The 17,172-nt window shown below is 65.0% G+C and carries 26 protein-coding genes and 1 pseudogene; 25 read left to right on the top strand and 2 right to left on the bottom strand.

Going from position 1 to position 17,172, the window contains the following annotated elements; all coding sequences use genetic code 11:
- The first annotated feature begins 12 nt into the window (after positions 1-12).
- The 24 genes and pseudogenes from rpsS to rplQ all read left to right on the top strand — a co-directional run bounded on the left by rpsS (position 13) and on the right by rplQ (position 13,477).
- Positions 13-294 carry a 30S ribosomal protein S19 gene (gene rpsS, locus IE069_RS06165; protein WP_102159530.1) on the top strand — a complete coding sequence of 94 codons (282 nt, stop codon included), beginning with the start codon at positions 13-15 and terminating at the stop codon, positions 292-294.
- 56 nt (positions 295-350) lie between these two features.
- Positions 351-716, top strand: a complete 366-nt coding sequence (rplV, locus tag IE069_RS06160) for a 50S ribosomal protein L22 (protein ID WP_189349236.1) — start codon at positions 351-353, stop codon at positions 714-716.
- Positions 717-1,520, top strand: a complete 804-nt coding sequence (rpsC, locus tag IE069_RS06155) for a 30S ribosomal protein S3 (RefSeq protein ID WP_189349235.1) — start codon at positions 717-719, stop codon at positions 1,518-1,520.
- The gene (rplP, locus tag IE069_RS06150) at positions 1,520-1,936 is read left to right on the top strand and encodes a 50S ribosomal protein L16 (protein WP_102159533.1); all 417 of its coding nucleotides are present in this window, start codon (positions 1,520-1,522) and stop codon (positions 1,934-1,936) included. The genes rpsC and rplP overlap by 1 nt, the downstream gene beginning before the upstream one ends.
- A gap of 2 nt (positions 1,937-1,938) precedes the next feature.
- Positions 1,939-2,187: pseudogene (rpmC, locus tag IE069_RS06145) on the top strand (50S ribosomal protein L29); the annotation flags it as partial.
- Between the two features lie 2 nt (positions 2,188-2,189).
- Complete coding sequence (rpsQ, locus tag IE069_RS06140; protein WP_189349233.1) at positions 2,190-2,480, top strand: 30S ribosomal protein S17; 291 nt, start codon at positions 2,190-2,192, stop codon at positions 2,478-2,480.
- Between the two features lie 361 nt (positions 2,481-2,841).
- Positions 2,842-3,210, top strand: a complete 369-nt coding sequence (rplN, locus tag IE069_RS06135; RefSeq protein WP_189349232.1) for a 50S ribosomal protein L14 — start codon at positions 2,842-2,844, stop codon at positions 3,208-3,210.
- A 2-nt stretch (positions 3,211-3,212) separates the two neighbouring features.
- Complete coding sequence (gene rplX / locus IE069_RS06130; protein ID WP_189349231.1) at positions 3,213-3,575, top strand: 50S ribosomal protein L24; 363 nt, start codon at positions 3,213-3,215, stop codon at positions 3,573-3,575.
- The gene (gene rplE / locus IE069_RS06125; protein ID WP_189349230.1) at positions 3,575-4,144 is read left to right on the top strand and encodes a 50S ribosomal protein L5; all 570 of its coding nucleotides are present in this window, start codon (positions 3,575-3,577) and stop codon (positions 4,142-4,144) included. Before rplX ends, rplE begins: the two co-directional genes overlap by 1 nt.
- Before the next feature lie 58 nt (positions 4,145-4,202).
- Positions 4,203-4,601: a 30S ribosomal protein S8 gene (gene rpsH, locus IE069_RS06120; protein WP_189349229.1), complete on the top strand. Its 399-nt coding sequence runs from the start codon at positions 4,203-4,205 to the stop codon at positions 4,599-4,601.
- 20 nt (positions 4,602-4,621) lie between these two features.
- On the top strand, positions 4,622-5,158 hold the full coding sequence (rplF, locus tag IE069_RS06115) for a 50S ribosomal protein L6 (RefSeq protein ID WP_189349228.1): 537 nt from the start codon (positions 4,622-4,624) through the stop codon (positions 5,156-5,158).
- Between the two features lie 2 nt (positions 5,159-5,160).
- Positions 5,161-5,532, top strand: a complete 372-nt coding sequence (rplR, locus tag IE069_RS06110) for a 50S ribosomal protein L18 (protein WP_189349227.1) — start codon at positions 5,161-5,163, stop codon at positions 5,530-5,532.
- Complete coding sequence (rpsE, locus tag IE069_RS06105; protein ID WP_373287798.1) at positions 5,529-6,221, top strand: 30S ribosomal protein S5; 693 nt, start codon at positions 5,529-5,531, stop codon at positions 6,219-6,221. The genes rplR and rpsE overlap by 4 nt, the downstream gene beginning before the upstream one ends.
- 4 nt (positions 6,222-6,225) lie before the next feature.
- Positions 6,226-6,432, top strand: a complete 207-nt coding sequence (rpmD, locus tag IE069_RS06100) for a 50S ribosomal protein L30 (protein WP_189349226.1) — start codon at positions 6,226-6,228, stop codon at positions 6,430-6,432.
- Between the two features lie 2 nt (positions 6,433-6,434).
- Entirely contained in the window at positions 6,435-6,890 is a 456-nt protein-coding gene (rplO, locus tag IE069_RS06095) for a 50S ribosomal protein L15 (protein WP_189349225.1), read from the top strand.
- Positions 6,891-7,090: 200 nt separating this feature from the next.
- Positions 7,091-8,395, top strand: a complete 1,305-nt coding sequence (secY, locus tag IE069_RS06090) for a preprotein translocase subunit SecY (protein WP_189349224.1) — start codon at positions 7,091-7,093, stop codon at positions 8,393-8,395.
- Complete coding sequence (locus tag IE069_RS06085; RefSeq protein WP_189349223.1) at positions 8,392-8,964, top strand: adenylate kinase; 573 nt, start codon at positions 8,392-8,394, stop codon at positions 8,962-8,964. The genes secY and IE069_RS06085 overlap by 4 nt, the downstream gene beginning before the upstream one ends.
- Positions 8,965-9,109: 145 nt before the next feature.
- Entirely contained in the window at positions 9,110-9,940 is an 831-nt protein-coding gene (gene map / locus IE069_RS06080) for a type I methionyl aminopeptidase (protein ID WP_189349222.1), read from the top strand.
- A 318-nt stretch (positions 9,941-10,258) separates the two neighbouring features.
- Positions 10,259-10,480, top strand: coding sequence for a translation initiation factor IF-1 (gene infA / locus IE069_RS06075; RefSeq protein WP_102159551.1), 222 nt, complete (start codon positions 10,259-10,261; stop codon positions 10,478-10,480).
- 106 nt (positions 10,481-10,586) lie between these two features.
- Positions 10,587-10,700 (top strand): 50S ribosomal protein L36, encoded by a 114-nt coding sequence (rpmJ, locus tag IE069_RS06070; protein ID WP_102159552.1) that lies wholly within the window; start codon positions 10,587-10,589, stop codon positions 10,698-10,700.
- A 152-nt stretch (positions 10,701-10,852) separates the two neighbouring features.
- Positions 10,853-11,221, top strand: a complete 369-nt coding sequence (gene rpsM, locus IE069_RS06065; RefSeq protein ID WP_189349221.1) for a 30S ribosomal protein S13 — start codon at positions 10,853-10,855, stop codon at positions 11,219-11,221.
- A 48-nt stretch (positions 11,222-11,269) separates the two neighbouring features.
- The gene (gene rpsK, locus IE069_RS06060) at positions 11,270-11,671 is read left to right on the top strand and encodes a 30S ribosomal protein S11 (RefSeq protein WP_189349220.1); all 402 of its coding nucleotides are present in this window, start codon (positions 11,270-11,272) and stop codon (positions 11,669-11,671) included.
- Between the two features lie 176 nt (positions 11,672-11,847).
- Entirely contained in the window at positions 11,848-12,858 is a 1,011-nt protein-coding gene (locus IE069_RS06055) for a DNA-directed RNA polymerase subunit alpha (RefSeq protein ID WP_189349219.1), read from the top strand.
- Positions 12,859-12,943: 85 nt separating this feature from the next.
- The gene (gene rplQ / locus IE069_RS06050) at positions 12,944-13,477 is read left to right on the top strand and encodes a 50S ribosomal protein L17 (RefSeq protein WP_189349218.1); all 534 of its coding nucleotides are present in this window, start codon (positions 12,944-12,946) and stop codon (positions 13,475-13,477) included.
- Positions 13,478-13,566: 89 nt separating this feature from the next.
- Here the strand turns inward: rplQ and IE069_RS06045 are convergent, their stop codons facing one another.
- Entirely contained in the window at positions 13,567-15,213 is a 1,647-nt protein-coding gene (locus tag IE069_RS06045) for an integrase (protein ID WP_189349217.1), read from the bottom strand.
- Positions 15,214-15,293: 80 nt separating this feature from the next.
- On the opposite strand from IE069_RS06045, the gene truA reads away from it, so the two are divergent.
- Complete coding sequence (gene truA, locus IE069_RS06040; protein WP_189349216.1) at positions 15,294-16,268, top strand: tRNA pseudouridine(38-40) synthase TruA; 975 nt, start codon at positions 15,294-15,296, stop codon at positions 16,266-16,268.
- A 7-nt stretch (positions 16,269-16,275) separates the two neighbouring features.
- Here the strand turns inward: truA and IE069_RS06035 are convergent, their stop codons facing one another.
- Positions 16,276-17,166, bottom strand: a complete 891-nt coding sequence (locus tag IE069_RS06035; RefSeq protein ID WP_189349215.1) for a type II secretion system F family protein — start codon at positions 17,164-17,166, stop codon at positions 16,276-16,278.
- Positions 17,167-17,172: the final 6 nt, after the last annotated feature.

Below are 17,172 nucleotides of genomic sequence, written 5' to 3'. Positions count from 1 at the left end.
GAGCCTGGAGACATGCCACGCAGCCTGAAGAAAGGCCCCTTCGTAGATCAGCACCTCTACCTGAAGGTCGTTGCTGAGAACGAAAAGGGCACCAAAAACGTCATCAAGACGTGGTCCCGCCGTTCGATGATCGTGCCCGACATGCTCGGTCACACCATCGCCGTACACGACGGACGCAAGCACGTGCCGGTGTTCATCACCGAGTCGATGGTCGGGCACAAGCTCGGCGAATTCGCTCTGACGCGGACGTTCCGCAGCCACGTGAAGGACGACAAGAAGGGCAAGCGCCGCTAGGTCCCGCAAGGGACCAGGTGCTTTGCACTTCTTCGATAGACGAGAGAAGGAAAGCAATGGAAGCCAAGGCTATTGCGCGCCATATCCGCGTGACGCCTATGAAGGCCCGGCGCGTCGTCGACCTTGTTCGTGGCAAGCAGGCGAATGAGGCGCTGGCGATTCTGAAGTTTGCCCAACAGGGCGCTTCTGAGCCGGTCTACAAGGTAGTCGCTTCGGCCGTCGCCAACGCTCGCGTTGCCGCCGACCGTGCAGGTGTTGCGTTCAACGAGGACGAGCTGGTCATCAGCGAAGCCTTCGTGAACGAGGGCGCCACCATGAAGCGGTTCCAGCCGCGTGCCCAGGGCCGCGCGTTCCGCATCAACAAGCGCACCAGCCACATCACCGTGGTTGTTTCGACCACGGAGAAGGGTGGGGAGAACTAAATGGGTCAGAAGATCAACCCGAATGGATTCCGACTCGGCATCACCACCGACCACGTGTCGCACTGGTTCGCCGATTCCAGCAAGCCGGGTCAGCGCTACAAGGACTTCGTCCGCGAGGACGTCAAGATCCGCGAGCTGATGACCACGGGCATGGAACGTGCCGGCATCGCCAAGGTGGAGATCGAGCGTACGCGTGACCGCGTCCGCGTCGACATCCACACCGCCCGCCCGGGCATCGTCATCGGCCGCCGCGGCGCCGAGGCCGAGCGCATCCGTGGCGAGCTGGAGAAGCTCACGAGCAAGCAGGTTCAGCTGAACATCCTCGAGGTCAAGAACCCCGAGATCGAAGCTCAGCTGGTTGCCCAGGGCATCGCCGAGCAGCTTGCTTCGCGTGTGGCGTTCCGCCGCGCGATGAAGAAGGCCATGCAGTCCGCCATGCGCGCCGGGGCCAAGGGCATCCGTGTCCAGTGTGCCGGCCGTCTCGGCGGCGCCGAAATGTCGCGCAAGGAGTTCTACCGCGAGGGACGCGTGCCGCTGCACACCCTGCGTGCGAACATCGACTACGGCAAGTTCGAAGCCAAGACCACCTTCGGCCGCATCGGCGTGAAGGTCTGGATCTACAAGGGCGACGTGACCGCCAAGGAGCTGGCTGCTCAGGCTGCCGCTGCTCCGGCCCGTGGTCGCGGCGGTGACCGCGGCGGACGCGGCCCCGGCGGCGGTGGCGGCGAGCGCCGTCGTCGTAACGACCGCAACACCGGCGCCAAGGTCGAGGCTCCGGCTGCCGCAGAAGGAGGACAGGCGTAATGCTTATCCCACGCCGAGTCAAGTACCGCAAGCAGCACCACCCGAAGCGTTCGGGTGCGGCGAAGGGCGGCACCACGGTCTCGTTCGGTGAGTACGGTATCCAGGCTGAGACGCCGGCATACGTGACGAACCGCCAGATCGAGGCTGCTCGTATCGCCATGACGCGCCACATCAAGCGCGGCGGAAAGGTCTGGATCAACATCTACCCGGACCGTCCGCTGACCAAGAAGCCGGCCGAAACCCGCATGGGTTCCGGCAAGGGTTCGCCCGAGTGGTGGGTCGCCAACGTCAAGCCGGGACGGGTTCTGTTCGAGCTCTCCGGTGTCAGTGAAGAGGTGGCTCGCGAGGCTCTGCGCCTGGCGATCCACAAGCTGCCGTTGAAGGCACGCATCGTGCGCCGTGAGGGTGGTGAATGAGAATGGCAATTGGATCCAAGGATCTTGCTGTTGAGAAGCTGGAAGGCCAGACCAACGAGGCTCTCGTTGAGGAGCTGAAGAAGGCCAAGGAGGAGCTGTTCAACCTCCGATTCCAGTCGGCCACCGGCCAGTTGGAGAACCACGGTCGTCTGAAGTCCGTCAAGCGCGATATCGCCCGCATCTACACGGTGCTGCGCGAGCGCGAGCTGGGCATTCGTGAGGACGTCGTGTCCCCGGCAGAGGACGCCAAGTAATGAGCGAGAAGGAGAACGCAGTGGCTGAGCAGGCAGAAGCCCGCGGTTACCGCAAGACCCTTCGCGGGTACGTGGTTTCCGACAAGATGCAGAAGACGATCGTCGTCGACGTGGAGGATCGCGTAAAGCACTCCCTGTACGGCAAGGTTCTGCGCCGCAACAAGAAGGTCAAGGCCCACGACGAGAACCAGAGCGCCGGCATCGGCGACCTGGTCGTCATCGCCGAGACCCGCCCGCTGTCCGCGGACAAGCGCTGGCGGCTCGTCGAGGTCGTCGAGAAGGCCAAGTAGGCCCTCTCGAAGATCTGGACTGATCTGGTACGACGCCGGCCCCCTCACCTCTCAGGTGAGGGGGCCGGCGTCGTTCTATATCACGGGTTTGGCGCTTGATGCCAGAATGCTCTAGACTGGGTGGTCTGTGCGTTCTGCGCGTCGGGACTATCCACCTCGGCGCCAGGCATTCGTGCGAGAGCCGGCCTTTCCGGCATCCACGGCATGGCCCTGCGACATTCGCCTCGGCCCTGCTTCACTCATGGCAGCTGACCTCGGTCGGCCGCGCAGTTTTGAAGCAGGGGTAAGCGCTAGTTTCAGGTTGTACATATCCGTTCCGCAAGGCTCTAGAAGAGAACCGGCGAGACGACAGGAGCAGATAGTGATTCAGCAGGAGTCGCGACTCAAGATCGCCGACAACACCGGTGCCAAGGAAATCCTTGCCATCCGTGTTCTCGGTGGATCCGGCCGTCGCTACGCAGGCATCGGCGACACGATTGTCGCCACCGTCAAGGATGCAATCCCTGGCGGCAACGTCAAGAAGGGCGATGTGGTCAAGGCCGTCATCGTCCGTACCAAGAAGGAACGCCGCCGTGCGGATGGTTCCTACATCAAGTTCGACGAGAACGCAGCCGTCATCCTCAAGAACGAGGGCGAGCCGCGCGGTACCCGTATCTTCGGGCCGGTCGGACGTGAACTTCGCGACAAGAAGTTCATGAAGATCGTTTCCCTTGCTCCGGAGGTGCTGTAAGCATGGCTGCAAAGATCAAGAAGGGTGACCTGGTTCAGGTCATCACCGGCGCCAAGCAGGAACGTGGCGGCGACCGCGGCAAGCAGGGCAAGGTCCTGAAGGTGTTCCCGGACGCGAACCGCGTTCTCGTCGAGGGCATCAACCGCGTCACCAAGCACGTCAAGGCCGGTCAGAACTCCTCCGGTGCTGCCACCGGCGGTATCGAGGTCGTCGAGGCCCCGCTGCACGTTTCGAACGTCGCCGTGGTGGACCCGGAGACCAAGAAGCCGACTCGCGTTGGTTTCCGAGAGGAAACCGTCGAGAAGGACGGCGAGAAGAAGGCCGTGCGTGTTCGCTACGCCAAGGCTTCCGGAAAGGCTCTCTAATGACTGATGCAGCTGTGAAGACTCAGCCGCGCCTGAAGGCCAAGTACCTCTCCGAGGTCCGCGAGGCACTGCAGGGCGAGTTCAACTACGCCAACACCATGCAGGTTCCCGGTCTGACCAAGGTCGTCGTGAACATGGGTGTCGGCGAGGCCGCCAAGGACTCGAAGCTCATCGAAGGTGCTGTCCGCGACCTGACCGCCATCACCGGTCAGAAGCCGGTCGTGACCCGTGCGCGCAAGTCGATCGCCCAGTTCAAGCTGCGCGAAGGCATGCCGATCGGTACCCACGCCACGCTGCGCGGCGACCGCATGTGGGAATTCGTGGACCGCCTGGTCACCCTGGCGCTCCCGCGTATCCGCGACTTCCGCGGCCTGTCCCCGAAGCAGTTCGACGGCAACGGCAACTACACCTTCGGTCTGACGGAGCAGGTCATGTTCCACGAGATCGACCAGGACAAGGTCGACCGGGTCCGCGGTATGGACATCACCGTGGTGACCAATGCCAAGACTGACGACGAAGGCCGCGCGCTGCTCAAGGCGCTGGGTTTCCCGTTCACCACCGAAAACTAACTACGTTGCAGGTCCGCTTTCATAGCGGAAACCGCAACGAGGAAGGGCAGAAGCCCACATGACTATGACAGATCCTGTCGCAGATATGCTGACTCGTCTGCGCAACGCCAACTCGGCTTTCCATGACGCGGTTTCCATGCCGTCGTCGAAGCTGAAGCTGCGCGTTGCAGACATCCTGAAGCGTGAAGGCTACATCGCCGACTACGTCGAAGAGGCAGCAGAGGTCGGCAAGAAGCTGACCATCACCCTGAAGTTCGGCCCGAGCCGCGAGCGTTCCATCGCCGGCCTCCGCCGTATTTCGAAGCCGGGCCTCCGCGTCTACGCGAAGTCCACGAACCTCCCGCACGTGCTGGGCGGCCTCGGCATTGCCATCCTGTCCACGTCCTCCGGTCTGCTCACGGACCGTCAGGCAGCCAAGAAGGGTGTAGGTGGGGAAGTCCTCGCCTACGTCTGGTAACGGGAAGGGAGAACAGACAAATGTCGCGTATTGGAGTACGTCCAATCACCATCCCGTCCGGCGTCGAGGTCAAGGTTGACGGCAATGACGTCGCCGTGAAGGGCCCGAAGGGCGAGATGGTCACGACCATCTCGGCCATCATGTCGGTCGAGATCGAGGACACCACCCTGACGGTGAAGCGTCCCGACGAGACCCGTGAGGCCCGCTCGCTGCACGGCCTGACCCGCACCCTGGTCAACAACATGATCCTGGGTGTGACCGAGGGCTACAGCAAGAAGCTGGAAATCCACGGCACCGGTTACCGCGTTGTCGCCAAGGGCACGGACCTCGAGTTCGCCCTCGGCTACTCGCACCCGATCACCATCAAGGCTCCGGAGGGCATCACGCTTGCCGCCGAGGGCGCCAACAAGGTGGTTGTCTCGGGTATCAGCAAGCAGCGGGTTGGCGAGGTTGCTGCCAACATTCGTAAGCTGCGCCGCCCGGACCCCTACAAGGGCAAGGGCATCCGCTACGAAGGCGAACAGATCCGCCGCAAGGTCGGAAAGGCTGGTAAGTAATCATGGCTCTCGGAATTAAGGGCAAGAGCAAGTCGGCCGCTCGCGGCCGCCGCCACCTGCGCCTCCGCAAGAAGGTTACGGGTACCGCCGTTCGTCCGCGCCTCGTCGTGAACCGTTCGGCCCGCCACATGTTCGTCCAGGTTGTCGATGACAGCAAGGGCATCACCGTGGCATCGGCCTCCACCATGGAAGCCGATCTGCGCGCCTTCGACGGCGACAAGTCGGCCAAGGCCAAGCGCGTCGGCGAGCTCGTCGCCGAGCGTGCCAAGGCTGCCGGCGTCGAGACCGTCGTCTTCGACCGTGGCGGCAACAAGTACCACGGCCGCGTGGCCGCGGTTGCCGACGGCGCACGGGAAGGTGGGCTGGCACTGTGAGCGAAGCTACTAACGAGAAGGAAACCAAGGTGTCTGAAGCTACTGAGCAGACCGCCCAGGCGGAGAACACCGGTGGCCGTCGCGGCGAGGGCCGCGGTCGTGGCGAAGGCCGTGGCCGTGGCGAGGGTCGTGGCCGTGGCCGCGACTCCAAGGACAGCCGCAACGAGGACAAGGACAAGTTCCTTGAGCGCGTTGTGACCATCAACCGCGTTTCCAAGGTCGTCAAGGGCGGCCGTCGCTTCAGCTTCACCGCCCTCGTGGTGGTTGGCGACGGCAACGGTCTCGTCGGCGTTGGCTACGGCAAGGCCAAGGAAGTTCCGGCCGCCATCGCCAAGGGCGTCGAGGAAGCGAAGAAGAACTTCTTCCGCGTCCCCCGCGTCGGCACCACCATCCCGCACCTGGTGCAGGGCGAGGCCGCTGCCGGCGTCGTGCTGCTCCGCCCGGCCGCTCCGGGTACCGGCGTTATCGCCGGTGGCCCGATCCGCGCCGTGCTCGAGTGCGCGGGTATCCACGACGTCCTGTCCAAGTCCATGGGCTCGGCCAACCAGATCAACATGGTGCACGGCGCCATCGCTGCTCTGAAGGGCCTTGAAGAGCCGGCCGCTGTGGCCGCTCGCCGTGGTCTGGCCATGGACGAGGTCGTGCCGGCCCCGATGCTGCGCATCCTCAACGAGAAGGCAGGTGCTTAAGCTCATGGCGAAGAACCTGGTCCCCAGCGACGCAAAGCTGGCTATCACCCAGACCAAGTCCACCATTGGTGGCAAGCAGAACCAGCGCGATACCCTGCGTTCGCTCGGTCTCAAGCGGATCGGCCACACCGTGGTCCGTGAAGCTGATTCCGTGACCGTGGGTATGATCAACACGGTTCCGCACCTCGTGAAGGTTGAGGAGGCGAAGTAATCATGGCAAACAAGGAAAACGCACTCAAGATTCACCACCTGCGTCCCGCTGAGGGTGCCAAGACCGCCAAGACCCGTGTGGGTCGTGGTGAGGCATCCAAGGGCAAGACCGCAGGCCGTGGTACCAAGGGCACCAAGGCCCGTTACCAGGTGAAGGCAGGATTCGCAGGCGGCCAGCTGCCGCTGCACATGCGCCTGCCGAAGCTGCGCGGCTTCAAGAACCCGTTCCGTGTCGAGTTCCAGGTTGTGAACCTGGAGAAGATCTCGGAGCTGTTCCCGGAAGGTGGCGACGTCACCGTCGACGCTCTGGTCGAGAAGGGCGCCGTTCGCAAGAACCAGCCCGTCAAGGTCCTGGGCACGGGCGACATCACCGTCAAGGTGGACGTGAAGGTCAACGCCTTCTCGAAGTCCGCCGCTGAGAAGATCGCCGCTGCCGGCGGATCAGTGACCGAGCTCTAAAGGTCTTGTATCTCAGCTAGGGGAGGGTCCTCGGCGGCGCGGACATGGTCCGTGCCGCCGGGGGCCCTTTTCTCGTCCCCGGATATTGTCAAGAAGAATTTTCATGCATGACGCCGACCGGGTGAGTGCCATGTCACTGTTACCGGTAGACTCATCGAGTCACTTCGGCCACCGCCGATTCACTGTCTTCAGGAGGACGCTTGTTTAGCGCCATTGCCCGGGTATTCCGGACGCCTGACTTGCGACGCAAGTTGTTGTTCACACTAGGGATCATCGTGATCTACCGCATCGGTGTCTTCATTCCGACACCCGGCGTGGATTATGGAAACGTTCAGCAGTGCCTCGCGTTGGGGAACACCACGGGGGGCGTCTACGAGTTCGTCAACCTGTTCAGTGGTGGCGCCCTCCTCCAGGTCTCGATCTTCGCGATGGGCATCATGCCCTACATCACCGCGGCGATCATCGTGCAGCTGCTGCGCGTCGTCATCCCCCGCTTCGAGGAACTCCACAAGGAGGGCTCCAGCGGCCAGGCCAAGATGACGCAGTACACGCGGTACCTGACGATCGCCCTCGGCGTCCTGCAGGCGACCACGCTGGTCTCTCTGGCCCGCAGCGGGGTTCTGTTCCCCGGCTGCCAGGTCCCGGTCATCCCGAACGACAGCATCCTGGTCATCCTGCTGATGATCCTCACGCTGACCGCCGGCACCGTCTGCATCATGTGGATGGGCGAGATGGTCACGGAGAAGGGCATCGGCAACGGCATGTCCATGATGATCTTCGTGTCGATCGCCGCCGGCTTCCCGGCCTCCATGGGCAGCATCTTCCGCGCCCAGGGCTGGACCATCTTCCTGGCCGTCATCCTGATCGGTCTGGTCACCATCGGCCTGGTCGTCTTCGTCGAGCAGTCGCAGCGCCGGGTGCCGGTCCAGTACGCCAAGCGCATGGTCGGCCGCCGCTCCGTCGGAGGCTCCTCCACCTACATCCCCATCAAGGTCAACATGGCCGGCGTGATCCCCGTGATCTTCGCGTCGTCGATGCTCGCTCTGCCGAGCATGCTCGTCCAGTTCAACACGAACGACGACGGCACCCTGCCGGGCTGGGCCATGTGGGTTTCGACGTACCTGAGCACGACCAGCCCGCTGTACATGGCGGTCTATGTGCTCATGGTCATCGGGTTCACCTACTTCTATGTTTCGATCACGTTCAACCCGACCGAGGTCGCGGAGAACATGAAGAAGTACGGTGGATTCATCCCTGGTATCCGCGCCGGCAAGCCGACGGCGGATTATCTGCAGTACGTGCTCAGCCGCATCACGTTCCCGGGTTCCATCTACCTGGGGCTGATCGCGCTCACCCCGTTGCTCGCGATCGTGCTGATCAATGCAGACCAGAACTTCCCCTTTGGCGGCATCGCGATCCTCATCATGGTCGGTGTTGGTCTTGAGACCGTCAAGCAAATCAATGCTCAGATGCAGCAGCGACACTACGAAGGACTTCTGCGATGACTCGACTCCTCATTGTCGGCCCTCCGGGCTCGGGCAAGGGCACCCAGGCTGAACGAATCTGCGAGAAGCTGGGCGTGGTCGCCATCTCCACCGGCGACATCTTCCGTGCGAACGTCAAGGGCGGGACCCCGCTGGGCCTCGAAGCCAAGAAGTACATCGACGCCGGCGACTTCGTCCCGGACTCGGTGACCAACAACATGGTGCGCGACCGTCTGGCCCAGGCCGACGTCGAAGAGGGCTTCCTCCTGGACGGCTACCCGCGCACGTCCGCGCAGGTCGACGAGCTCGATTCGATCCTCGGAGACAACGAGCAGGAGCTCGACGCCGTGCTGATGCTGACGGTCGACGACGAGGAGCTCGTCACCCGACTCCTCAAGCGCGCCGAGATCGAGGGCCGCGCCGATGACACCGAGGACGTGATCCGCCACCGCCTGGCGCTCTACCACGAGCAGACGGCGATCGTCGTGGACCGCTACCGCGAGCGCGGCATCGTCCGCGAGGTCGATGGACTGGGCGACGTCGAGGACGTCACCGCCCGCCTTCTCGACGGCCTGGGCGGCAACGCATAGCGTTCTCCCGCATGAAGACCACGGCAGCCCCCGCACCCGCGTGCGGGGGCTGCCGCCGTCGTTCGCGACGGCACCCGCAGACCGTCGCAGGCGACGGGACCACACTCCGGCAGGGCCGGGGAACAGAGAAGAAGGACTTGACGCAATGAGCTTCCGCTCGTCGAAGATCGAATACAAGACGAACTCGCAGATCCTGAAGATGCGCGAGGCCGGCCTGGTGCTGGCCGAAGCGCTCGACACGACGGTCGCCGCTGCGAAGGTCGGCATGACGACGAAGGAGCTCGACGAGGTCTTCGAGTCCGTCATCACCAAGCACGGCACGACCAGCAACTTCAAGGGCTACCACGGCTTCCCCGCGACGATCTGCGCCTCGGTCAACGAGGAGGTCGTCCACGGGATTCCGGGCGACCGCGTCCTCGAGGACGGCGACGTCCTCAAGATCGACGGCGGCTGCATCGTCGACGGCTGGCACGCGGACTCGGCCCGCACGGTCATCGTCGGCACGGCCGACCCGGAGGACCAGCGGCTCTCCGACGTCACCGAGGAGGCCATGTGGGCCGGCATCGCCGCGCTCGCGGAGGCCCGGTTCGTCGGCCAGATCGGCGAGGCCATCGACGACTTCGTCTCCGGCCGCGAGGGTAAGCGGCTCGGCATCCTTGAGGACTACGTCGGCCACGGCATCGGCTCCGAGATGCACATGCCGCCGGACGTGCTGAACTACCGCTCCGGCCACCGCGGTCCGCGCGTGAAGCCGGGCATGTGCCTGGCGATCGAACCGATGCTCGTGCGCGGCAACATCGAGACGGCGGTCCTCGAGGACGACTGGACGATCTCCACCACCGACCGGTCCCGCGCCTCGCAATGGGAGCACTCGGTCGCCGTCACGATGGGCGGCATCTGGGTCCTCACCGCGCACGACGGCGGGGCGGAGCGACTCGCCAAGTACGGCGTCACTCCGTCGCCGGTGGTGCCGTAGCAGGACCCCCGGAAGGCCCCGGGGCCGATCGGCTGCCCGCTTCGGCGGGGGAGCAGCCGTTCGGCCGCGGGGTCTTTGCGTCTACGCGGGGTGCTCGGAGCCGCCGGCTCGCGACCGCCCGACGGAGACCATGTGTCCGACGTCGCATGAAGTCGATTTCAGTTTCAGCAGCGGAGCCGGTAACCTTGATTGTTGGTTGTCTCTACGCGCGTGCCCAAAAAACAGCTCCTTGCGAGCTGGCAGGGCGGGAACGCGGAGGCAATCAGAAACTATCAACGCCGGGAGCGCAAGCAACCGGCACAAAAGTTAGCGGAGGATATGGCCAAGAAAGAGGGTGTCATCGAGGTAGAGGGCACCGTATCGGAAGCTCTGCCCAACGCGATGTTCCGCGTTGAGCTGCCGAACGGTCACGTCGTGCTTGCCACTATTTCGGGCAAGATGCGTCAGCACTACATTCGAATCCTTCCCGAGGACCGGGTCGTGGTGGAGCTCAGCCCCTACGACCTGAACCGCGGCCGAATCACATACCGCTACAAGTAGAGACAACTGCGCTTGCGAAGTGCACGGCCCCACACGGGGGCGCGCGTTCCGCAGGCGCTGAGGTGTTTACTGCTCCACTCAAAAACACATCGCAAAGGAAGATGCCTTGAAGGTCAACCCTAGCGTGAAGCCGATCTGCGAAAAGTGCAAAGTGATCCGCCGTCGTGGCGTGGTCATGGTGATCTGCGACAACCCACGCCACAAGCAGCGCCAGGGCTAATTCCCCGCACGGGAACCCCTGCGCGTAGTTAGTAATTTCGGCAGTACAGCGTCCACTACGCGGGACGCACACCCCCGGCACGGAGGCCGGGGACCGGGCAACCGGGTCGTACTGCTCCAGACCTCCGAATGAAGAACAGGAAGACAACCACTATGGCTCGTCTCGCTGGCGTAGACATCCCGCGCGAGAAGCGCGTGATCATCGCGCTCACTTACATCTACGGCGTGGGCAAGACCCGTGCAGAACAGACGATCGCTGACACGGGCATCGACCCGAACACGCGCGTCAAGGACCTCAACGACGATCAGCTGCTGCAGCTGCGCGACTACATCGAAGGCAACTTCTCGGTCGAAGGCGACCTCCGCCGCGAAGTGGCAGCCGACATCCGCCGCAAGGTCGAGATCGGCTCCTACGAGGGCATCCGCCACCGCAAGGGCCTGCCGGTTCGCGGTCAGCGCACCAAGACCAACGCGCGCACCCGCAAGGGTCCGAAGCGCACCGTCGCCGGTAAGAAGAAGTAAGACCGCTTTTAGCGGCCCTCAAGCCAAAAATTTCGTAGGAGTACATCAATGCCCCCAAAGACTCGTGGAGCGGTACGTAAGCCGCGTCGCAAGGACAAGAAGAACATCACGCTGGGCCAGGCCCACATCAAGTCCACGTTCAACAACACCATCGTGTCCATCACGGACCCGACCGGTGCTGTTATCTCGTGGGCTTCGGCCGGAGAGGTCGGCTTCAAGGGTTCGCGCAAGTCGACCCCGTACGCCGCTCAGATGGCTGCCGAGTCCGCTGCAAAGCGCGCTCAGGAGCACGGCATGAAGAAGGTCGACGTCTTCGTGAAGGGCCCGGGCTCGGGCCGCGAGACGGCGATTCGCTCGCTGCAGGCCGCAGGCCTCGAGGTCGGTTCCATCGCGGACGTGTCCCCGAGCGCTCACAACGGCTGCCGCCCGCCGAAGCGTCGCCGCGTCTAAGTTGCCTCTCAGCGGCAGGCACCGCGCCGCCGTCGTCACTGCCCAGGCAGGACGACGGCGGCCGGTGCCCGCCGGTGTGTCAACTCACTTCAAAGACGGACGCCACTCACGGCCAACGTCGTTTCCACCCACATGTGTTGCGTCATATAGCGGACGCTCGCTGAAAGGAAATGTAAGTGCTTATTGCACAGCGCCCCACCCTCACTGAAGAAGTGGTCTCGGACAACCGCTCCCGGTTCACCATCGAACCGCTGGAGCCGGGCTTCGGCTACACCCTCGGTAACTCGATCCGCCGCACGCTGCTCTCCTCGATCCCTGGTGCTGCTGTCACCAGCGTTCGCATCGACGGTGTCCTGCACGAGTTCACCACCGTTCAGGGTGTGAAGGAAGACGTCACCGAGCTCGTCCTGAACATCAAGAACCTTGCTGTGTCCTCCGAGCACGACGAGCCGGTTGTGGCCTACCTGCGCAAGCAGGGCCCGGGCGTCGTGACCGCGGCTGACATCACCCCGCCCGCCGGTGTGGAGTTCCACAACCCGGACCTGCACATCGCGACGCTGAACGCCGATGGCAAGTTCGACATGGAGCTGACCATCGAACGCGGTCGCGGCTACGTCTCCGCATCGCAGAACAAGAGTGCAGATCAGGAAATCGGCCGTATCCCGGTCGACTCCATCTACTCGCCTGTTCTGAAGGTCACCTTCCGCGTCGAGGCAACCCGTGTCGAGCAGCGCACCGACTTCGACAAGCTGATCGTCGACGTCGAGACCAAGGAATCGATCGTCCCGCGTGATGCTGTGGCTTCCGCCGGCACCACGCTGGTCGAGCTCTTCGGCCTCGCGCGCGAGCTGAACTCGGCTGCCGAGGGCATCGAGATCGGCCCGTCGCCGACGGACCAGGCCCTGGCCGCCGACATGGCGCTGCCGATCGAGGACCTGGACCTGACGGTCCGCTCGTACAACTGCCTCAAGCGCGAGGGCATCCACTCCGTGGGTGAGCTCGTGGCCCGTTCAGAGGCAGACCTGATGGACATCCGCAACTTCGGTGCGAAGTCCATCGACGAGGTCAAGGCCAAGCTGATCGACCTGGGTCTGAACCTGAAGGATTCCCCTCCAGGCTACGATCTGGCCGCGCACGCTGCCTCGATCGAAGATGACGACGCCGAGTTCGGTGACGAAGAGGCCTGAGGCCCTTCCCCCACATCAGTAGTTTTCAGTCCGACTTTCCCGCCGCGAGGCGCGGAAGCCCGGACTCCACTTGAGGAGAAATACCATGCCTACCCCCGCTAAGGGCCCGCGTCTCGGAGGCGGTGCCGCCCACGAGCGCCTGATGCTCGCAAACCTGGCTGCCCAGCTGTTCGAGCACAAGCAGATCACCACCACGGTTCACAAGGCCAAGCGCCTGCGCCCGTACGCCGAGCGCCTCGTGACCTTCGCCAAGCGTGGCGACCTGGCTTCGCGTCGCCGCGTCCAGGCCGCGATCGCTTCGCGCAGCCGCACCAACAAGAGCATTGTTTTCGAGCTGTTCGAGAACATCGCTCCGGTGATGGCCAACCGCGACGGCGGCTACACCCGCATCACCAAGATCGGCAACCGCAAGGGCGACAACGCCCCCATGGCCGTCATCTCCCTGGTGATGGAGCCCGTCTCGCCGAAGCAGGCCGTCGTGGCCGAGGCCGAGAAGGCCGCTGAGAAGGCTGCTCCGGCAACCGAGGCTCCGGCCGAGGAAACCGCCGAGGCACAGGTCGAGGAGACCGCCGAGGTTCAGGCCGACGAGGCCAAGGCCGAGGAGACCAAGGAGGCCTGAGCTCGCTGAGCTGACCTCCGCGCGTCTTCCGCGCTGCAGGGCCCGCACCCTTCCGGGGGTGCGGGCCCTGCGCCTTTTAAGGACGGGCTCTACTCCAGGAGGCTGTGCACGGGCGGCCCCGCGCCGAGGCCGACCTTCTTCAGGCTCAGTTCCGCTCGCGCGGCGAGGCTCAGCGGTTCGACGCCGTCCGTCAACTGGGCGTGCACGAGGCGGTCGAGCACTGCGCCCACCAGGGGAGCGGTGGTGCGTACGGCGACCGCGAGGGTCTGGGCCGAGGCCGCTCCGCCGTGGACCACGATGTTCCTGTTCCGGTAGAGGCGGCGGAACGCCAGCTCCATCTGGAGCTTCACTGCCGTGAGAGTCCCGGACTTGTCCTTGATCAGCTGGAGCATCCGCTCCTGCGCCGCCCGATCGCGCGGATCCGACAGACTCAGATTCCCCGTCGCCCGGAGCTGTTGGAGCAGGTGCCCACACCGTTCGTGGTTGCTCGCTGCACCTTCGAGACGCAAGTCCAGAGCGGTGACGTCCTGCCGTTTGGAGTACGAGAGGCTCGTCAACTCGGCTCGCGGCCACGAACAGGTCGCGAGCAGGGCGGCCCGTGAAGTTGCGACGAATCCGCGTCCTTTCTTGACGTCTAGGGGATTCTCGGAAGTGAACAGCAGCCCTTCGAGGGCGGACCATCCATTGACAATGGGCTGCCCGGGCGAGCTGCTGTTGTTGAGGGACGAGGCCAGCTCGAGGGCGTCGTCCAGACGGCTGACGGTGGATCCGACGGCGTGCACTCGGTCGCCCGCTCCCAGAGAGTGCAGGAAGATGCCCCGATGGACTTCCTCCAACGGGAACTGTCGAGTCGCACCGGTGGCATGGTTGAGGATCCAGACGATCCCAGCTGACGCGATGTTCCGGTACCCGGGAACGAAGCTGCTGCGTGCGAGAATCCGCCCGCGAATCGCGGAAGCTTCCTGGAGGGCGGAGTGCTCGTCCATGGCGCTCAGCACGTACCGGAAGCCGCCCATGAAGTAGACGCCCTTCGTCAGGGCCTTCCGGGAGTCGCCGAGCCAGAGTTTGATCGCCGGGGCGTCCTGCCAGGCCGGATTCGAACGAGCGACGTTTGCCCGCGGCATCGAGGTGAACGGGATTGCGACGGTGAAATTCGTCGGCTTCTGCCGTCGCAGGGCGTCGGCGGATTCGAGCATTTCCCCCAGCGGCACGCAATTCTGTATGTGATCGGTGATCCAGCCGTGGAGCATCGTCATGCTGTAGCCGGTGTCGAGGAGGGTGGCCGCGACGGCCCGAGCGGCCCGTTCGGCTCCAGGTGGAGAATTCGAGTCAATCGCGTCCCGCCAGAACTTCAGATATTGGCGCTTCGTCTGCTTCGTGAGCTGTTCGAGCGATTGCCAGTGCTCGGAGCCGTACGGGACATTCGTCGACAGCTCGGCGTTGATGAGTTCTGTCTTCTTCGGTCCGCCGATGCCGGGGTCCGTGGCCATCAGGGTGCCGAGGTCTGCGGCCAGATTCTTGATCGCAGCCGGGTGCAGGACACCTTCGCTCTGCCAGCGCGAGGCGTCGAGGAGCTCGGTGAGCGTCGAGAGCGTGCCGGCCTCCCAGAGCCGGCGCTGCCAGGGCGCCGACGCGAGGAAGAAGTCCTGCAGCCGGGTGGCGATGTGGGTCGCGTAGATGTCCTGGCCGATGATCCGCGAGGTCCGCGGCTTGCTGGATTTGCCGGTATCTGCCATGGCTTCCTGACTCCGTATCCAGTGGTCGGGGTGTCCCGGTCCGCGGCGCGGCCGGGGTACGTCCCCATAGAATGGTCGTCATGTGTCCGAACGATCCTCTTGCCGCAGCCGGTCTCGTCGTCCCGTCCACCGCGGACGGGCACGACGGCGGCGCGTCCGCTCCGGCACTCGTCCGCATCAAGGTGCTGCTCGCCTACGACGGCGCCGAGTTCTCCGGCTGGGCCGTCCAGCCCGGCCGGACCACGGTGCAGGGCCGGCTCGAGGAGGGGCTCGAGCTGCTGGTCCGCCGCCGCGTGCGCACCACGGTGGCCGGCCGCACCGACGCCGGCGTGCACGCCCGCGGCCAGGTCGCACACTTCGACCTGACAGGGGACGAGGTGGCGGGGCTCTCCCGCGGCCGCGACATCGACCCGTTGCGCTCTCTGCTGCGCCGCCTGCGCGGTGTCCTCACCCGGCACGGGCAGGCGATCCTGATCCGTTCCGTCGAGGTCGCATCCGAAGGCTTCGACGCCCGCTTCTCCGCGCTCTGGCGCCGGTACTCGTACCGCATCGCCGACGGCCCCGACCGCTGGGATCCGCTCGAACGCCGCACGACCCTCTGGCACGCCGACCCCGTCGACGTCGCCGCGATGAACGCAGACGTCGGCGCCCTGCTGGGCCAGCACGACTTCCTGAGCTTCTGCAAGCCCCGCGAGAGGGCGACGACGATCCGCACCCTCACCGACTGCCGCTTCGAGCGCGGGGCGGACGGGGTGATCACGGCCCACCTGCGGGCGGACGCGTTCTGCCACAACATGGTGCGGGCCGTCATCGGCGCGGCGCTGCGCATCGGCGACGGCCGCGAGCACGCGGGGTGGATGGGCGAGCGCCTGGCCGCCCGCGTGCGCGACGCGAAGTCGATCCTGGCGGCGCCCCACCCGCTCGTGCTCGAGGAGGTCGCCTACCCGGACGAGGCCGCGGAGCTGGCCGCCCGCGCCGAGCTGACCAGAGCCCGCAGGGTGCCGGCGGATGCGGGTGGTCCTGCGGACGGTCCGCGGGGTTCCCCCGGAGCCTGAGGTCGGGTCAGCGGTCAAAGAGCGGACTCTCGAGGATGTTGATCACGGCCGGACCCATGACCACGATGAAGATCGTGGGGAAGATGAAGAACAGCAGCGGGAAGAGGATCTTCACCGGCAGTTTCATGGCCTTCTCCTCGGCCCGCTGCCGGCGCTTCACGCGCATCTGGGCCGCCTGGGTCGCGAGCACGCGGGAGATGCCGATCCCGTAGCGGTCCGCCTGCGTGACGGCGCGGACGAAGGACCGCAGGTCGGAGACGGTCGACCGCTCGGCCATCGCCTCGTACGCCTCGCGCCGGGACCGGCCCACCTGCATCTCCTGCAGGGTCCTGCCCATCTCCTGCGCCATGGGGCTGCTGCCGCGCGCTGCGACCCGGGACATGGCTTGCTCGAGCCCCAGGCCCGCTTCGACGGCGATGAGCAGCTGGTCGAGGACGTTCGGAAGCTCCATCAGGATGGCCTCCTGGCGCTTGATCGATGCGTTCCACACCAGCAGGTCGGGCAGGAAGTAGCCGAATGCCGTGAGCAGGATCCAGGCCGCGACCGTCGACGGCCCGGGGGAGACCAGCACCACCAGACCGCCGAGGAGGAATCCGCTGAACGCCGCCAGCGGCTTCGCGGTGATCAGCCGGTCCAGGGGCCACGACGTCGGCCGGCCGGCATAGGCGAGCAGGCGGTCGAGCCGGGCCTCGTAGGTCCCCGGGGTGATGCGCCGGGCCAGCTCGGCGAAGCTCCGGGGGCCGTGGACCGGTCCGGCGTCGTCGACCGCCGCGCGGGCCAGGTTCTGCTTCACGAGGGCGAACTGCCGCCGGTCGACGGAGAACAGGCCGTAGGCGAGCACGGCCACGGGGAACACCGTCAGCGCGATGGCCGTCCAGCCGAACCAGGTGATGGTCATCCGGGC

It is taken from the genome of Zhihengliuella salsuginis (assembly GCF_014651715.1).
Lineage (GTDB): Bacteria > Actinomycetota > Actinomycetes > Actinomycetales > Micrococcaceae > Zhihengliuella > Zhihengliuella salsuginis.
The sequence above is the reverse complement of the archived record's forward strand: the minus strand, read 5'-3'. Positions and strand labels throughout refer to the sequence as shown.

Coding starts and splice junctions, on each gene's coding strand:
- rpsS (WP_102159530.1), top strand. CDS start 13: ATGCCACGCAGCCTGAAGAAAGGCCCCTTCGTAGATCAGCACCTCTAC.
- rplV (WP_189349236.1), top strand. CDS start 351: ATGGAAGCCAAGGCTATTGCGCGCCATATCCGCGTGACGCCTATGAAG.
- rpsC (WP_189349235.1), top strand. CDS start 717: ATGGGTCAGAAGATCAACCCGAATGGATTCCGACTCGGCATCACCACC.
- rplP (WP_102159533.1), top strand. CDS start 1,520: ATGCTTATCCCACGCCGAGTCAAGTACCGCAAGCAGCACCACCCGAAG.
- rpsQ (WP_189349233.1), top strand. CDS start 2,190: ATGAGCGAGAAGGAGAACGCAGTGGCTGAGCAGGCAGAAGCCCGCGGT.
- rplX (WP_189349231.1), top strand. CDS start 3,213: ATGGCTGCAAAGATCAAGAAGGGTGACCTGGTTCAGGTCATCACCGGC.
- rplE (WP_189349230.1), top strand. CDS start 3,575: ATGACTGATGCAGCTGTGAAGACTCAGCCGCGCCTGAAGGCCAAGTAC.
- rpsH (WP_189349229.1), top strand. CDS start 4,203: ATGACTATGACAGATCCTGTCGCAGATATGCTGACTCGTCTGCGCAAC.
- rplF (WP_189349228.1), top strand. CDS start 4,622: ATGTCGCGTATTGGAGTACGTCCAATCACCATCCCGTCCGGCGTCGAG.
- rplR (WP_189349227.1), top strand. CDS start 5,161: ATGGCTCTCGGAATTAAGGGCAAGAGCAAGTCGGCCGCTCGCGGCCGC.
- rpmD (WP_189349226.1), top strand. CDS start 6,226: ATGGCGAAGAACCTGGTCCCCAGCGACGCAAAGCTGGCTATCACCCAG.
- rplO (WP_189349225.1), top strand. CDS start 6,435: ATGGCAAACAAGGAAAACGCACTCAAGATTCACCACCTGCGTCCCGCT.
- IE069_RS06085 (WP_189349223.1), top strand. CDS start 8,392: ATGACTCGACTCCTCATTGTCGGCCCTCCGGGCTCGGGCAAGGGCACC.
- map (WP_189349222.1), top strand. CDS start 9,110: ATGAGCTTCCGCTCGTCGAAGATCGAATACAAGACGAACTCGCAGATC.
- infA (WP_102159551.1), top strand. CDS start 10,259: ATGGCCAAGAAAGAGGGTGTCATCGAGGTAGAGGGCACCGTATCGGAA.
- rpsM (WP_189349221.1), top strand. CDS start 10,853: ATGGCTCGTCTCGCTGGCGTAGACATCCCGCGCGAGAAGCGCGTGATC.
- rpsK (WP_189349220.1), top strand. CDS start 11,270: ATGCCCCCAAAGACTCGTGGAGCGGTACGTAAGCCGCGTCGCAAGGAC.
- rplQ (WP_189349218.1), top strand. CDS start 12,944: ATGCCTACCCCCGCTAAGGGCCCGCGTCTCGGAGGCGGTGCCGCCCAC.
- IE069_RS06045 (WP_189349217.1), bottom strand. CDS start 15,213: ATGGCAGATACCGGCAAATCCAGCAAGCCGCGGACCTCGCGGATCATC.
- truA (WP_189349216.1), top strand. CDS start 15,294: ATGTGTCCGAACGATCCTCTTGCCGCAGCCGGTCTCGTCGTCCCGTCC.
- IE069_RS06035 (WP_189349215.1), bottom strand. CDS start 17,166: ATGACCATCACCTGGTTCGGCTGGACGGCCATCGCGCTGACGGTGTTC.